The organism is Komagataeibacter melomenusus (genome assembly GCF_013155395.1).
In the GTDB taxonomy this organism is placed as follows: domain Bacteria; phylum Pseudomonadota; class Alphaproteobacteria; order Acetobacterales; family Acetobacteraceae; genus Komagataeibacter; species Komagataeibacter melomenusus.
Genome location: NZ_JABJWC010000009.1, coordinates 37,871 through 52,051, shown reverse-complemented (window position 1 = coordinate 52,051; position 14,181 = coordinate 37,871). Strand labels below are relative to the sequence as shown.

Here is a 14,181-nt window from a genome sequence, read left to right as displayed (position 1 = left end):
TGCCGTGGCAAAAGAACCTTCACAGAATGTACAGGACGTGTTTCTCAACCACGTCCGCCGGTCAAAAACGCCGGTCACCATTTTCCTCGTCAATGGCGTCAAGCTTCAGGGCATCATCACCTGGTTTGACAATTTTTCCGTTCTGCTGCGGCGCGACGGGCATACGCAGCTTGTCTACAAGCACGCGATCAGCACCGTCATGCCTGCCACCCCCGTCAGCCTGTTCGACCCCCCGGTTGAGGATACGGAAGAACCGGCAGCCACGGATGGCAGCCCGTCGTGACGGTGGCGGCGCCTTCATCCGCCACGCGCGCCGCTGTCATCCTGCCATGGGAGCGCCCTGACCGGCACGATGATGCCCGCGCGGCCGAAGCCCGGCTGGAGGAAGCGGTGGGCCTTGCCGCCTCCATCGGGCTGGTGGTTGTGTGCCAGGCGGTGCTTTTGCTGCGCGCGCGCCGTCCCGCCACCCTGCTTGGCGGTGGGCAGGTCGATTCGCTTAAAGAGACGGTCAAGGCCGACAACATTACCGTTGTCATCATCGATTCCCGGCTCACCCCCGTGCAGCAGCGCAACCTTGAGCGCGCGCTGGGCTGCAAGGTGATCGACCGGACCGCCCTGATCCTTGATATCTTTGGCGAGCGCGCGGCCACGCGCGAAGGCACGCTGCAGGTCGAACTCGCCCATCTGGAATACCAGCGCAGCCGGCTGGTGCGTACCTGGACCCATCTTGAGCGCCAGCGCGGCGGCTTCGGCTTCCTTGGCGGTCCCGGCGAGACGCAGATCGAGGCCGACCGCCGCATGATCGGCGACCGCATCGTGCGCCTCAAGCGCGAGCTTGAGCAGGTGCGCCGCACGCGCGGCCTGCACCGGCAGGCGCGCAGGCGCGTGCCGTTTCCCATCGTGGCGCTGGTGGGCTACACCAATGCGGGCAAGTCCACCCTGTTCAATGCCCTGACCGGGGCGAGCGTGTATGCGCAGGACCAGCTTTTTGCCACGCTGGACCCCACCATGCGTGGCATTCAACTGCCATCGGGGCGGCGGGTGATCCTGTCCGATACGGTGGGCTTCATCAGCGACCTGCCGACCGAACTCATCGCCGCCTTCCGCGCCACGCTTGAAGAGGTGGCGGAGGCCGACATCATCCTGCATGTGCGCGATGTCTCGCATCCTGATAGCGCCTCGCAGCGCAATGACGTGATCGAGGTGCTCGAGGGCATGGCGCGCAACGGCACGATCGAGGCCGACTGGCAGGGCCGCGTGATCGAGGTGCTGAACAAGGCCGATCTCGTGGGCGGGCGCGAGGCCGTGGGCGCGCGACCGGGCAACGTGGTCATTTCCGCCATTACCGGCGATGGCCTGCCCGACCTGCTGGCTGCAATCGATGAGCGCATGACCCGCGCGATGGAAGTGGTGCGCTACCGCGTGCCCATTACCGAGGGCGCCGCCATGGCCTGGCTGCACGAGCATGGCGAGGTGACCGCGCGTGGGGACGGGGAGGAAGGAGCCGAGATGACCGTGCGCCTTTCGCCTGCCAACCGCGCGCGTTTCGAGATGCAGTTTGGCCGCGTGGTGACCTGTCTGGTCGATTAGGCACCGCAGCACAGGCAGGTGTTTTTGCGTGCCGCCTTTTTTCAAAAAGGCGGCATTTGCCGAAGCTTTTCTCGCAAGGCTTCACCGCAAACCTCCTTACGGTTGCAGGAGTCTTTTGATACCGGCCTTGCATGCAGGCGTGCCGGATGCTCCGGCCATGCGGGCGCATGGGGTGGAAAAACAGCGCCCGGCAGCGCAGGAATGACGGGCTGAACAACGGACAGGGGTGGAGGCGGCAATGACGCAACGGATCACACTGGCGGATATGCACAAGGTGGTGGCGATGATGCGTGAAGCCGCACGGCGCCATGTCATGCCCTCCTTCCGTTGCCTTGACCGTACCGATATCCGCAGCAAGACCGGGCCGATGGACATCGTGACCGTGGCGGATGAAGCGACCGAGCGCGACCTGACCGCTGCCCTGCAGGCCGTCTGGCCGCAGGCTCTCGTGGTGGGGGAGGAGGCGGTGGCCGCACGCCCCGACCTGCTTGATGGCCTGGCCACGGCAGACCTGGCCTTCGTGATCGACCCGATTGATGGCACCGCCAATTACGCGGCGGGCGTGCCGCTGTTTGGCGTGATGGTGTCCGCCGTATCGGGCGGCGAAGTGGTGGGTGGGGCGATTGTGGACCCCATCTGCAATATCGCAGCCCTGGCCGCGCGCGGCCAGGGTGCGTGGCTCAATGATGGCCAGGGAGGCGAGCGCCGCCTGCAGGTCGCCCCCGCCGTGCCCGCGCATGAGATGGCGGGCAATGCCTCATGGCGCTACCTGCCCGCCCCCGTGCGTGATGTGGTGACCCATAACCTGCCCAAGGTGGCAGGATCATGGGATTTCCGCTGTGCGGCGCATGAATACCTGATGCTGGTCGATGGGCGCTGCCATTTCCTGCTGTTCAACCGCACCCTGCCATGGGACCATCTGGCAGGCTGGCTGATCCATCAGGAAGCAGGCGGCTACAGCGCGCATTTTGATGGCGCGCCCTATCGCGTGAGTGACCGCAGCGGTGGGCTGCTTTATGCGCCGGACCGGGCAAGCTGGCAGGCGCTGCACGACCTGCTGCTGACGGCTCCCTGAAAGATGAAAGTTTTTGGGTGCCGCCTTTTTTCAAAAAAGCGGCGTTCTTTTGAAGCTTTTTGAAAAAAGCTTCACCAAAAACTTTTGATTTTTAAGTCTTTTTTATTGCTGCACGCTCGCGGCGTTTTACCGCCTGCCAGCCCTCTTCCATGGTTTTCACGTCCACATCGGCCAGCGCCAGCCCCCGGTCGGCCAGGTCGTGCTCGACGGCGGTAAAGCGGCGGGTAAACTTGGCATTGGCTTGGCGCAGGCAGGCCTCGGGGTCCATGTCGAGCTTGCGGGCCAGTGTGGCCAGCGTGAACAGCACGTCGCCGAGTTCATCGAATATCTTTTCGCGGTCGCCGCTTTCAAGCTCCACCTTCAGTTCATCGAGTTCCTCATCCACCTTGGCGGCGACTTCGCCCACCGTATCCCAGTCAAACCCCACGCGGGCTGCGCGCGCCGAGAGCTTGCGCGCGCGCAGCAGCGCAGGCAGGCCCACGGGCACGTCGTCCAGCGTGCCGCGCCGGTTGCGGGCAAGGCGTTCGAGCGCCTTGCCGCTTTCCCACTGGCCGGGTGCGGCTTCGGCCTCGCCAAACACATGGGGGTGGCGGCGGACCATCTTGTCGCCAATCAGGGTGGCCACGGTGGCAAAGTCGAACAGGCCTTTCTCATCGGCCATCTGCGCGTGATAGACGACCTGGAGCAGCAGGTCGCCCAACTCATCGGGCAGGCCGTTCCAGTCCTCGCGGGCGATGGTGTCGGCTACTTCATAGGCTTCTTCAATGCTGTAGGGTGCGATGGAGGCGAAATCCTGCACCTTGTCCCACGGGCAGCCGGTCTCGGGGTCGCGCAGGCGGGCCATGATGTCCAGCAGGCGTTGGAGGGGAAGGGCAGCGTCTTGCATGGGGTGGTTCCTGCCTGTTTGTGTTGCGGTCGGGCGCAGGTTTTGTATAGATCGCACACCCCGCAGCGGGAAGTTCTTATCAGGATACACGGCACATGAGCAGCGACGGACAGGCGACGGTCTTTATCGATGGCGAGGCAGGTACCACGGGGCTTGGCATCCGCGAGCGGCTCCGACACCTGCCGGTTACGCTGCGCTCCATCGACCCCGCCCGCCGCAAGGACCCCGACGCCCGGCGCGAGATGATGGCCGCAGTCGATGTGGTGGTGCTGTGCCTGCCCGATGCGGCAGCGAAGGAAGCCGTGGCCATGGCCGACGGCATGGGCGCGGCGGCGCCGCGCATCCTTGATGCCAGCACCGCGTTCCGCACCGACCCGGCCTGGGTTTACGGCTTTCCCGAAATGGATGCCGCCCAGCCCGGGCGCATCCGCCAGGCGGCGCGCGTGTCCAACCCCGGCTGCTACCCCACGGGGCTGGTGGCGCTGCTGCGCCCGCTGGTCAAGGCCGGGCTGGTGCCCGATGACTACCCCATCACAATCAATGCCGTGAGCGGCTACAGCGGCGGCGGCCGCAGCATGATCGAGGCGCATGAGCGCGATGGCGGCCCGGCCTTCGAGCTGTACGGGCTGGGTCTTGGCCACAAGCACATTGCGGAAATGAAGCTGTATGCGGGTCTTGCGCAACTGCCGCTGTTCGTACCCTCGGTCGGGCATTTTGCGCAGGGCATGATCGTGTCCGTGCCGCTGCATCTCGACCTGCTGCCCGGCACTGTCGGCCTTGCCGACCTGCACGGGGTGCTGGCGGCGCATTATGCAGGTTCCGATCGCATTACGGTGGCCGAACCGTGTGCCAAGCTGGTGGCCGATGCGCTGGCGGGCACCGACCGGATGGAACTGCGCGTGCATGGCGATGAAGCGCTGGGCCAGGCGGTGCTGACCGCGCGGCTGGACAATCTGGGCAAGGGCGCGTCGGGGGCGGCGATCCAGAATCTGGCGTTGATGCTGGGGCTGGAGCCGCCGCCGCCGGTGTGATATAGCGGGTCCGCAAGACGTCCATGGACTGATTGCCATGGTATCATCCGTCCTGTTCCGGGCGGGGTGCCTGTATGCGAGAGTGACGGAACGGTAGACGTAGTCGACTCAAAATCGACCGCCGCAAGGCATGGGGGTTCGAATCCCCCCTCTCGCACCAGTCTGGCGCACCGGTTGGCGGTGTTGCCGTGCCAATGCCCGTGTCGCGAACAGGACGTTATCTCCCTTGCCTGAAGCCCTTACTGCAAAGCCGTCCGTGCGGCCTGCCAATCCGCGCTTTTCCTCCGGTCCGTGCGCCAAGCGCCCGGGGTGGTCGCTCATTGCCCTGGCCGATGCGCTGGTGGGCCGCTCGCACCGCTCGGCGGAAGGGCGCGCGCGGCTCAATGAGGTCATTACCCGCTCCAAGGCCATGCTGGGCATGCCCGGGGACTGGGTGCTCGGCATCGTGCCCGCATCCGACACGGGTGCCGTCGAGATGGTGCTGTGGTCGATCCTGGGCACGCGCCCGGTGGACGTGCTGGCGTTCGAGAGTTTCTCGGCCACATGGGCCAATGACATCATCGCCCAGCTCAGGCTGCCCGAGGCCCGCGTGCTCAAGGCCGAATATGGCGAGATCCCGGATCTGGCGCAGGTGGACTGGTCGCGCGACGTGGTGCTGACCTGGAACGGCACCACATCGGGCGCGCGCCTGCCCTATGATGCCGCCATCCCCACGCAGCGCGACGGGCTGGTGATCTGTGATGCCACATCCGCCGCCTTCGCCATGGACCTGCCGTGGGAGAAGCTCGATGTCGTGACATGGTCGTGGCAGAAGGTGCTGGGCGGCGAGGCGGCCCACGGCATGCTGGCGCTCTCCCCGCGCGCGGTCGAGCGGCTGGTCTCCACGCCCGCGCCGCGCGCGCTGCCCAAGATCTTCCGCCTGACCAACGCCAAGGGCCTGATAGATGGCATCTTCAAGGGCGATACCATCAACACGCCTTCCATGCTGTGCGTGGAAGACGCGCTTGATGGCCTGAAATGGGCCGAAGGCATTGGCGGGCTGAAAGGGCTGATCGCGCGCAGCGAAGCCAACCTGGCCACCATCGCCGCATGGGAGGCAAAATCCGACTGGGCACGGTTCCTCGCCCCCAACCCCGCGCACCGTTCGAGCACGGCCATCTGCCTGCGCATTGTCGCCCCCTGGTTTACAGCACTCGATCACGCGGCCCAGACGGCGGCGGCGAAGAAGATTGTCGCCCTGCTGGGCGAGGAAGGTGTCGCCATGGATGTGGGCAGCTACCGCGATGCCCCGCCGGGCCTGCGGCTGTGGGGCGGGGCCACGGTCGAGACCGCAGACCTCGCGGCCGTGCTGCCGTGGCTTGACTGGGCTTATGCGCAGGTGCGGCGCGAACACGCCTGATCCCTCCATTCTCCTTCCATGTCCGATCCATCATGCCTTGGGCCGCGCGCCCGCGGGCATGATGCAGCACGATAGGCCCTGCCATGACTGATGACCCGCCGTTCAACCCAGCCCTTCTGCCTGCCGGGTTCGTGGACCGGCTCCCCCCCGAGGCCGAGGCCGAGGCTGCGGGCGTCGAGACCCTGGTGCGCGTGTTCGCAGCCCATGGGTATGACCGCGTGACCCCGCCGCTGCTGGAATTCGAGACCACCCTGCTCTCTGGCGCGGGGGCGGCGGTGGCGGCGCAGACCTTCCGCCTGATGGACCCCGATACGCGGCGCATGATGGCGCTGCGGCCGGACATGACGCCCCAGATCGCCCGCATTGCGGCAACGCGCCTGCCTGACGTGCCGCGCCCGCTGCGCCTGTCCTATGCCGGGCCGTGCATTCTCATGGCCCCCAACCGCGGCGAGGGGGATCGGCAGATCTCGCAGGCGGGCGTGGAACTGATCGGCCCCGATGGCCCGCATGCGGATGCGGAAATCGTGGCCCTGGCCGCCGAGTGCCTGGCCACATTGCAGGTGCGCGGCGTGTCCTTCGACCTGACCATGCCTGCCCTCACCACCGCCCTGCTCGATGCGGGCGGGTTCGAGGGCTCCGTGCGCGGCATGCTCATGCGCGCGCTTGACCGCAAGGATGCCGCCGCCGTGGCGCGGCATGGCGGCGCACTGGCCGATGTGCTGATCCGCCTCCTGCACGCGGCAGGCCCGGCGCAGGGCGCGCTGGCCGAGCTGGCAGCTGTTGACCTGCCGCCTGCCGTGCGCGCCCTGAGCGAGCGACTGGCGGCCACCGTTGCCGCCATCGAGGCCCGCGTGCCCGGCATCCGCCTGACGGTGGACCCGGTGGAGTTCCGGGGCTGGCAGTATCATACCGGCGTGTGCGTGAGCGTTTATGCTGCCGGGCAGCGCGAGGAGCTGGGCCGGGGCGGGCGCTACCTGTCCAACGATGATGAACCGGCCTGTGGCATCACCCTGCGGCCCGACATCATCCTGCGCGCGGCGCCGCCCCTGCCCAGCCGCACGCGCATCTTCGTGCCGTGGGGCACGCCGGCGGAAAAGGCGGCCGCCCTGCGGGCTGCGGGCTATGCCACGGTCAGCGCCCTTGGCCCCGATGAAGACCCGCTGGTGCAGGCCGCCCTGCTGGCCTGCACGCTGGTGGTGGTGGATGGCCAGCTCGTGCCGGTGAATGGCGCCGAAGTCTAAACCGATTTCTTTTTTCTGAACCGACCCCGTTTTTTCCGGCTGGCCGCGCAGTGGCTGCCGGGCAGCATATCAAGGAGCATGAAATGTCCAACGTCACCGTGATCGGCACCCAGTGGGGTGACGAGGGCAAGGGAAAGATCGTGGACTGGCTGGCCAGCCGCGCCGATGTGGTCGTGCGCTTTCAGGGCGGCCACAATGCGGGCCACACGCTGGTTGTGGGTGAGCAGACCTACAAGCTCTCCCTGCTGCCCTCTGGCCTCGTACGCGGCAAGATGGGCGTGATCGGCAATGGCGTGGTGGTTGACCCCGAGGCGCTGCTCAAGGAAATCGACCGCGTGACCGCCCAGGGCCTGAAGGTCACGCCCGATACGCTGAAGATCGCGGAAAACGCCCCCCTGATCCTGCCCGTGCATGGCGCGCTTGACCGCGCGCGCGAAGCGGCCCGTGGCGAGCGCAAGATCGGCACCACCGGGCGCGGCATCGGCCCCGCCTATGAGGACAAGGTGGCCCGCCGCGCCATCCGCCTGTGCGACCTGGCCGAGCCGGAAACGCTGGACTGGAAGCTTGACGAACTGCTGCTGCACCACAACACCCTGCTCAAGGGGCTGGGTGCCGAGACCTTCACCAAGGCCGAACTGCTCGCCTTCCTCAACACTGTCGCCCCCCGCGTGCTGCCCTTCATGGCGCCTGTGTGGGACCTGCTTGATGACAGCCGCCGTGGCGGTTCGCGCATCCTGTTCGAGGGCGCGCAGGCCGTGATGCTTGATGTCGACCACGGCACCTACCCGTATGTGACCTCATCCAATACCGTTGCCGCCAATGCGGGTACGGGGGCTGGCGTGGGGCCGACGAGCATCGGCTTCGTGCTGGGCATTGCCAAGGCCTACACCACCCGCGTGGGCGAGGGGCCGTTCCCCAGCGAACTGCATGACGAGATGGGCCGCATCATTGGCGAGCGCGGGCATGAATTCGGCACCGTGACGGGCCGCCCCCGCCGCTGTGGCTGGTTTGATGCCGTGCTGGTGCGCCGTGCGGTGCGCGTGGGCGGCGTGAATGGCCTGGCCCTGACCAAGCTGGACGTGCTGGACGGGCTGGACGAGATCAGCATCTGCGTGGGCTACGAACTCGACGGCAAGACCACGAAGCACTTCCCCTCGGCGCCCGGCGCGCAGCAGCGCATCCGCCCGGTGTTCGAGAGGATGGAAGGCTGGAAGGACAGCACGAAGGGCGCACGCTCCTGGGCCGAACTGCCCGCGCAGGCCATCAAGTATGTCCGCCGCATCGAGGAACTGGTGGAGGCGCCGGTCACCCTGCTTTCCACCAGCCCCGAGCGTGATGACACCATCCTGATGCGCGACCCGTTCGAGGACTGATCGCGGCTGGATAGATGTTCTTGGGTGCCGCCCTTCATACTGGAGGGCGGCATTTTTTGAAGCTTTTTGAAAAAAGCTTCACCAAAAACTTCTTATTATTTTCAAAGAAAAAGCCCCGCAGGCCATTGGCATGCGGGGCTTTAATTTTAAAAGCTTTAAAGAACGCCGCCTTTATTTCAGGCTTCCGCCCCTTCCGCATGCTGCGCACGGCGGGTGGCGACTTCGGCCTTCATCGCGCTCTGTACCTTTTCAAAGGCACGGACCTCGATCTGGCGCACCCGCTCGCGTGATATGTTGTAGACATGCGACAGTTCTTCCAGCGTAGCCGGTTCATCCTTGAGCCTGCGCTCGGTCAGGATGTGGCGCTCGCGGTCGTTGAGGCCCTTCATGGCATTGGCCAGAAGCGCCTGGCGGCCGGAATATTCCTCGCTCTCCGCCAGGGTCTGTTCCTGGTTGTCGTTGTCATCCACCAGCCAGTCCTGCCACTCGCCCTCGCCATCCATGCGCAGCGGCGCGTTCAGGCTGTGGTCGGGGGCGGCGAGGCGGCGGTTCATGTTCACCACGTCCTGCTCGGGCACGCCGAGGGACTGGGCGATCTTGTTGACCTGCTCGGGTTTGAGGTCGCCATCGTCAATGGCCTGCATCTGGCCCTTGAGGCGACGCAGGTTGAAGAAAAGTTTTTTCTGGGCGGCGGTTGTGCCGATCTTCACCAGTGACCAGCTATGCAGGATGTATTCCTGTATCGCGGCACGGATCCACCACATGGCGTATGTGGCCAGGCGGAAGCCCCGATCGGGGTCGAAGCGGCGCACGGCCTGCATCATCCCGATATTGCCTTCGCTGATCAGTTCGCCCACCGGCAGGCCATAGCCGCGATAGCCCATGGCGATCTTGGCCACGAGGCGCAGGTGGGAGGTGACAAGCTTGTGGGCGGCTTCGGTATCGCCCTTGTCCTTCCAGCGATGGGAGAGGCGAAGCTCCTCCTCGGGGGAGAGCATGGGGAATTTGCGGATGTCCCGAAGGTATTTGGAGAGGTTGTTTTCGGGACCGGAAATAAGAGCAGAAGAGGCCATTGCAACGGACTCCTGTACCAGAGGGATGGGGGCAGCTGTAATCCGGCTCAACGTCATTGTGACCGGGCGGGTTGCATCATCACTCTGCTAGACGCACGACTGGACTTCTCACGTCCCTGCATGCAACCCCCATCCTGGGCAGTTCCATACAGGACGTCCAGTTAGCCTGGGGGCGTCGGCCCCGGCGAACAATCATCGAACATAAGCATTGTTCCTGCTCGTGTCAATGAATATGCCTGATAATCAGGCAATATCGGCCAGAAGCTGGCGAAAGTCTTCCGGCGGCGCGCTTTCAAACAGCATCTCCTCGCCGCTGCGCGGGTGGATGAAGCCCAGCCTGCGCGCATGCAGCGCCTGGCGGCCAAAATCCAGCGCTGCGGTCTTTGCCGCGGGCGGCAGGGCGCGGGCGGCGGCGGGGATGCGGCGCAGATAGACCGGGTCGCCCACCAGCGCGTGCCCGGCATGGGCAAAATGCACCCGGATCTGGTGCGTGCGCCCGGTGGCCAGCTTGCATTGCACATGCGCAAGCCCGCCATGGAAGGTATTGAGAATCCGGTAATGGGTGAGCGCGTGCTTGCCGCTGGTGCCGGTCACCACCGCCATGCGCTTGCGGTCGCGCCTGTCGCGCCCGATCGCGCCATCGAACGACCCGCTGGCCGGTGTGGGGATGCCCCAGCACAGGGCCTCGTACGCGCGGTCGATCCGCCGCTCGGCAAAGGCAAGGGACAGGGCCTGATGCGCCATCTCGGTCTTGGCGGCGACCATGAGGCCCGATGTGTCCTTGTCCAGCCGGTGCACGATTCCGGGGCGCTTTTCACCGCCGATGCCGGTCAGGCTCTCGCCGCAATGGGCGAGCAGGGCGTTGACCAGCGTGCCGTCCTCATTGCCCGGTGCGGGATGCACCACCATGCCGGCGGGCTTGTCGAGCACGATCAGGTCGCGGTCCTCGTATAATATGGTGAGTGCGATGTCCTGGCTCTGCGGCGTTGCGGGGATTGCGGGGGGGAGGCGAATTTCATAACACATGCCTGCCCGCACGGGTTCGGCCGGGTCGCGCAGCGGATCGCCATTGCGCAGCAGGTGCCCGCTTTCCATAAGGGACTTGACGCGCGAGCGCGAAAGGCTTTCGACCGCGTTGGCAATAAAGCGGTCGGTGCGCTGGCCTGCATCATCGGCGGTGGCGATGATCGGGGCAGGGGGGGCAGTGTCGTTCATGGCATGTGTCTATCGGAAAAAACGGTATTCGGGAACGGAAAGCACGGAATGGAAAAACAGGGATCGCGCGCGCTGCTCGCCGCGGTGATCGGCATGGGGGTTCTGCTGTTCCTCGGGTCGCTGGCGCTGGTGGGCGTGCTGGTGCATCGCATGATGCATCCCGCCCCCCCGCCAGTGGCCGCGATGGCTGTGGCAGGCCCCGCGGTGGCCGGGCCGGACATGCCGGCACAGGCGGCGCTTGTGGTTGACGAACCGCCGGGCACGAGCGTGCGTTCGGTCACCGCGCGGGCGGACGGCCTGCTGGCCGTGGCGCTGGCAGGCGGCGGCGTGGCCGAGCGCATCATCGTATGGGACCCCGCTGCGCGGCGCATCACGGCGCGGCTGGTGCTGGGGCAGCCCTGAACGGAAATGTGGGGGCATGCATGATTCTTTGCTTGCATGCCCCCGCAACATCGCTTAGAAGGCGGCTACCGGCCTTTTGTCCCGTTCGTCTAGAGGCCTAGGACACTGCCCTCTCACGGCGGCAACAGGGGTTCGAATCCCCTACGGGACGCCAGCCTTGGCTGGATGTTACAAGGCCGACTGAATGAAAACCCGCCGCAAGGCGGGTTTTTCGTATGTACTGCGTTTTTGACAAATATCTTTGCGCGAAGCGTGGGTGCGCTATGGCAAGGCAACTTTTTTTATATTAATATATAATAAAGGCAACTTATATACTGCCGCGGCGAATTACCCAAAAAGCATTGATTCAGATCAATCGGGTTTGAAATTTAAAAATATTTTCCGCCTTTTAATTTTACGAAAGATGGCACCATAGTGAACGGCGATCATTTGCCACATGTCTCTTCTTTCATTTCCTTAGGAATTATCAACGGTTTTTATGGGGCGCCATGTGCTCCTGCGTGACAAAAATGCAACTTCCTCCTCCCTGTAGCCAGTTGTGGCGCTGGTGGCGGTTTCACCGCCGGGGGGAGAGACGTTATGGTCCTTTTCAGTAATAAAGTCTGTCCCGGAATGGTCGCCTTCGACTTGCAGGATGGAGGAGTTTCCGATTAAGGCGTCATGGCACGGCAGGGTATCGAGGGCGCGGCAGGCGTTCCGCCAGGCGGTGACATGGGTTCAGACTTCTTGAGGGTGTGGTGGTAGATGCTGTTGGATTTTATGAAGCTGCAAAAACATGTATCCGGAATGGGGCGTCGCTCCTTTCTGTCCGTCATGGCTGCGGCTGGCAGCTTCCCCATGCTTTCCCGCGCTGAAGCTGACGACGCCATTGGCGTGAATCCGCAGGTCGCCCAGCAATGGTCCATTTTCCGCAGCAAGTATTTTCGCCCCGACGGGCGCATCGTCGATACGGGCAATAGCGGCGAATCCCACAGCGAAGGGCAAGGCTACGGCATGCTCTTTTCCGCCGCCGCAGGCGACCGGGCCGCATTCGAGGCGATATGGACCTGGGCGCGCGCCAACCTGCAGCACAAGGAGGACGCCCTCTTTTCGTGGCGTTACCTTGAGGGCCATAACCCGCCGGTGGCCGACAAGAACAACGCAACCGATGGCGACCTGCTCATCGCCCTCGGGCTGGCCTGGGCCGGCAAGCGCTGGAAGCGGGCCGACTATATCCAGGACGCCATGGCCATTTACGGCGATGTGCTGAAACTCATGACCAGGCCTGTCGGCCCCTATACGGTGCTGCTGCCGGGTGCTGTCGGGTTTCTTACCAAGGATGCGGTGACCCTCAACCTCTCCTATTACGTCATGCCTTCGCTCATGCAGGCCTTCGCGCTGACGGGGGACGCTCAGTGGACAAAGGTGATGGGCGACGGGCTTCAGATCATCGCCAAGGGTCGATTCGGTGAGTGGAAGCTCCCGCCTGACTGGCTATCGATCAACCTGCACACCAATGCCTTCTCCATCGCCAAGGGCTGGCCGCCGCGCTTCTCGTATGATGCGATTCGCGTGCCGCTCTACCTGTCTTGGGCACATATGCTGACCCCGGAACTGCTGGCGGATTTCAGCCGGTTCTGGAACCATTATGGCGCGTCCGCCCTGCCGGGCTGGGTTGACCTGACCAACGGCACGCGTTCGCCCTATAATGCGCCGCCGGGCTATCTGGCCGTGGCGTCATGCACGGGTCTGGCATCGGCGGGTGAACTGCCCACGCTTGATCATGCGCCCGATTATTATTCGGCCGCATTGACCATGCTGGCCTATATCGCCCGGAACCAGGGAGATGGAATGTGAGCACACCTGAAAAGGAAGCGGGAACGCAGATCAATACCGACAACCAGCAGGATGTCGATCGCATGCTGACCAATGGCTATGGTATCAGCAGCGCAGGTTTTCACTATCGTCCCTTCAAGCAGAAGCGTCCGCCCAAGCCGGAGGTCACGCATGAGGAGGCCGACACAGCGCAGGCCATTGAAGAAACGTCGCAGCATGCCGTTTCTTCGTACGATGATGCCTATTCCGCCCCGTCAGCGCCGGAAACGGCACCGGCCGAGACAGCAGGGCAGGTGCATCATTACGGGGGGGCATCATATGCGCATGATGCCTATGCCGCGCAGCCGGAGCCTGCACCGGCCGCGCCCGAGGCCTATGCCACGCATGACGATACGCCCGCAGCCGAACCCGAGACATATGCGGCGACCCATGCCGAAGCCGTAGCGGCCCCGGCATATGAGCCCACGCCCCAGCCTGCCGCAGCCCCCGCGCCGGAGCAGCCTGCGGTCGTGGCGCCGTCCGCTCCTGATGTGGTCCCGCCCGTCAGGCAGGAACGGCCCGCAGCGCCGCCCTTCACACCGAGGCCTGCCGTGTCTTCCTTCATGGCGCCGCGTCCGGCCCCGGCTTCTGGTGCGGCTTCGGCAACGGCCCCCGTCGCGGCGGATGAATGGGCGCCCGTGCCCAAGGCCCGGCAGCAGCGTGGGCAGCGTTTGACAGGGCCGGGCTTCTTTTTCGGCACGGGCAGCGAGCGGGCGCCCGCGCCGAGGCTGTTCCAGTCCGCACCGGTGTCCCGGCCTGTTTCAAAACCTGTTTCCAAGGTGACCACAATGACCAAATTTGACAAGAGTTCCCCGAATGACAGTCAGGCTGGCCGCCCCGCGCCGACCGACAATTCTCCTACCCTGACCGAAGTGTTCATGACCCTTGGCGGTCGGGCCACGGACCGGCTGGTGCCCAAGCCCAGCCTGCGTGATGCCCTGATGCGCAAGCGTGAAGACGCGAACGGCGACTCCTGAAATCGTGCCGGGAGTAACCTGCTCCCGGTACGCCAAGGGAAGAGGGGGGAGGATTTCCCCCATCC

General features: G+C 64.8%; 13 protein-coding genes and 2 tRNA genes. 12 read left to right on the top strand and 3 right to left on the bottom strand.

The window, feature by feature from the left end; translation table 11 throughout:
* Nucleotides 1-4 precede the first annotated feature (4 nt).
* From hfq to HNW77_RS05630, 3 genes are all read left to right on the top strand, one after another.
* Nucleotides 5-283: an RNA chaperone Hfq gene (gene hfq, locus HNW77_RS05640; RefSeq protein WP_172155967.1), complete on the top strand. Its 279-nt coding sequence runs from the start codon at nt 5-7 to the stop codon at nt 281-283.
* A complete protein-coding gene (hflX, locus tag HNW77_RS05635; RefSeq protein WP_172155965.1) occupies nt 280-1,590 on the top strand; it encodes a GTPase HflX in 1,311 nt (436 codons plus the stop codon). Before hfq ends, hflX begins: the two co-directional genes overlap by 4 nt.
* 238 nt (nt 1,591-1,828) lie before the next feature.
* Entirely contained in the window at nt 1,829-2,665 is an 837-nt protein-coding gene (locus HNW77_RS05630; RefSeq protein ID WP_172155963.1) for an inositol monophosphatase family protein, read from the top strand.
* Nucleotides 2,666-2,756: 91 nt separating this feature from the next.
* Here the strand turns inward: HNW77_RS05630 and mazG are convergent, their stop codons facing one another.
* Nucleotides 2,757-3,551, bottom strand: a complete 795-nt coding sequence (mazG, locus tag HNW77_RS05625) for a nucleoside triphosphate pyrophosphohydrolase (protein ID WP_172155961.1) — start codon at nt 3,549-3,551, stop codon at nt 2,757-2,759.
* Between the two features lie 95 nt (nt 3,552-3,646).
* Here mazG and argC point away from each other — a divergent pair, with 95 nt between their 5' ends.
* The 5 genes from argC (at nt 3,647) to HNW77_RS05600 (ending at nt 8,595) form a co-directional block, all read left to right on the top strand.
* On the top strand, nt 3,647-4,582 hold the full coding sequence (gene argC / locus HNW77_RS05620; protein WP_172155959.1) for an N-acetyl-gamma-glutamyl-phosphate reductase: 936 nt from the start codon (nt 3,647-3,649) through the stop codon (nt 4,580-4,582).
* A 76-nt stretch (nt 4,583-4,658) separates the two neighbouring features.
* Nucleotides 4,659-4,742 (top strand) — tRNA-Leu (locus HNW77_RS05615).
* Between the two features lie 66 nt (nt 4,743-4,808).
* Nucleotides 4,809-5,981: a phosphoserine transaminase gene (locus HNW77_RS05610; RefSeq protein ID WP_172155957.1), complete on the top strand. Its 1,173-nt coding sequence runs from the start codon at nt 4,809-4,811 to the stop codon at nt 5,979-5,981.
* Between the two features lie 83 nt (nt 5,982-6,064).
* Nucleotides 6,065-7,222 carry an ATP phosphoribosyltransferase regulatory subunit gene (locus tag HNW77_RS05605; protein ID WP_172155955.1) on the top strand — a complete coding sequence of 386 codons (1,158 nt, stop codon included), beginning with the start codon at nt 6,065-6,067 and terminating at the stop codon, nt 7,220-7,222.
* An 83-nt stretch (nt 7,223-7,305) separates the two neighbouring features.
* Nucleotides 7,306-8,595 carry an adenylosuccinate synthase gene (locus tag HNW77_RS05600; RefSeq protein WP_172155953.1) on the top strand — a complete coding sequence of 430 codons (1,290 nt, stop codon included), beginning with the start codon at nt 7,306-7,308 and terminating at the stop codon, nt 8,593-8,595.
* A 176-nt stretch (nt 8,596-8,771) separates the two neighbouring features.
* On the opposite strand, the gene rpoH is transcribed toward HNW77_RS05600, so the two are convergent.
* Complete coding sequence (gene rpoH / locus HNW77_RS05595; RefSeq protein WP_172155951.1) at nt 8,772-9,668, bottom strand: RNA polymerase sigma factor RpoH; 897 nt, start codon at nt 9,666-9,668, stop codon at nt 8,772-8,774.
* A gap of 243 nt (nt 9,669-9,911) precedes the next feature.
* Nucleotides 9,912-10,883: an RluA family pseudouridine synthase gene (locus HNW77_RS05590; RefSeq protein WP_172155949.1), complete on the bottom strand. Its 972-nt coding sequence runs from the start codon at nt 10,881-10,883 to the stop codon at nt 9,912-9,914.
* 48 nt (nt 10,884-10,931) lie between these two features.
* Between HNW77_RS05590 and HNW77_RS05585 the strand changes: the two genes are divergently transcribed.
* The 4 genes from HNW77_RS05585 to HNW77_RS05570 all read left to right on the top strand — a co-directional run bounded on the left by HNW77_RS05585 (nt 10,932) and on the right by HNW77_RS05570 (nt 14,116).
* Nucleotides 10,932-11,285 (top strand): hypothetical protein, encoded by a 354-nt coding sequence (locus tag HNW77_RS05585; RefSeq protein ID WP_172155947.1) that lies wholly within the window; start codon nt 10,932-10,934, stop codon nt 11,283-11,285.
* Between the two features lie 78 nt (nt 11,286-11,363).
* Nucleotides 11,364-11,439 (top strand) — tRNA-Glu (locus tag HNW77_RS05580).
* A 683-nt stretch (nt 11,440-12,122) separates the two neighbouring features.
* On the top strand, nt 12,123-13,121 hold the full coding sequence (locus HNW77_RS05575) for a glycosyl hydrolase family 8 (protein WP_241694315.1): 999 nt from the start codon (nt 12,123-12,125) through the stop codon (nt 13,119-13,121).
* A complete protein-coding gene (locus HNW77_RS05570; RefSeq protein WP_276592071.1) occupies nt 13,118-14,116 on the top strand; it encodes an endoglucanase in 999 nt (332 codons plus the stop codon). The genes HNW77_RS05575 and HNW77_RS05570 overlap by 4 nt, the downstream gene beginning before the upstream one ends.
* The last annotated feature ends 65 nt before the right edge of the window (nt 14,117-14,181 follow it).

Coding starts and splice junctions, on each gene's coding strand:
- HNW77_RS05630 (WP_172155963.1), top strand. CDS start 1,829: ATGACGCAACGGATCACACTGGCGGATATGCACAAGGTGGTGGCGATG.
- mazG (WP_172155961.1), bottom strand. CDS start 3,551: ATGCAAGACGCTGCCCTTCCCCTCCAACGCCTGCTGGACATCATGGCC.
- argC (WP_172155959.1), top strand. CDS start 3,647: ATGAGCAGCGACGGACAGGCGACGGTCTTTATCGATGGCGAGGCAGGT.
- HNW77_RS05605 (WP_172155955.1), top strand. CDS start 6,065: ATGACTGATGACCCGCCGTTCAACCCAGCCCTTCTGCCTGCCGGGTTC.
- HNW77_RS05600 (WP_172155953.1), top strand. CDS start 7,306: ATGTCCAACGTCACCGTGATCGGCACCCAGTGGGGTGACGAGGGCAAG.
- rpoH (WP_172155951.1), bottom strand. CDS start 9,668: ATGGCCTCTTCTGCTCTTATTTCCGGTCCCGAAAACAACCTCTCCAAA.
- HNW77_RS05590 (WP_172155949.1), bottom strand. CDS start 10,883: ATGAACGACACTGCCCCCCCTGCCCCGATCATCGCCACCGCCGATGAT.
- HNW77_RS05585 (WP_172155947.1), top strand. CDS start 10,932: ATGGAAAAACAGGGATCGCGCGCGCTGCTCGCCGCGGTGATCGGCATG.
- HNW77_RS05575 (WP_241694315.1), top strand. CDS start 12,123: ATGCTTTCCCGCGCTGAAGCTGACGACGCCATTGGCGTGAATCCGCAG.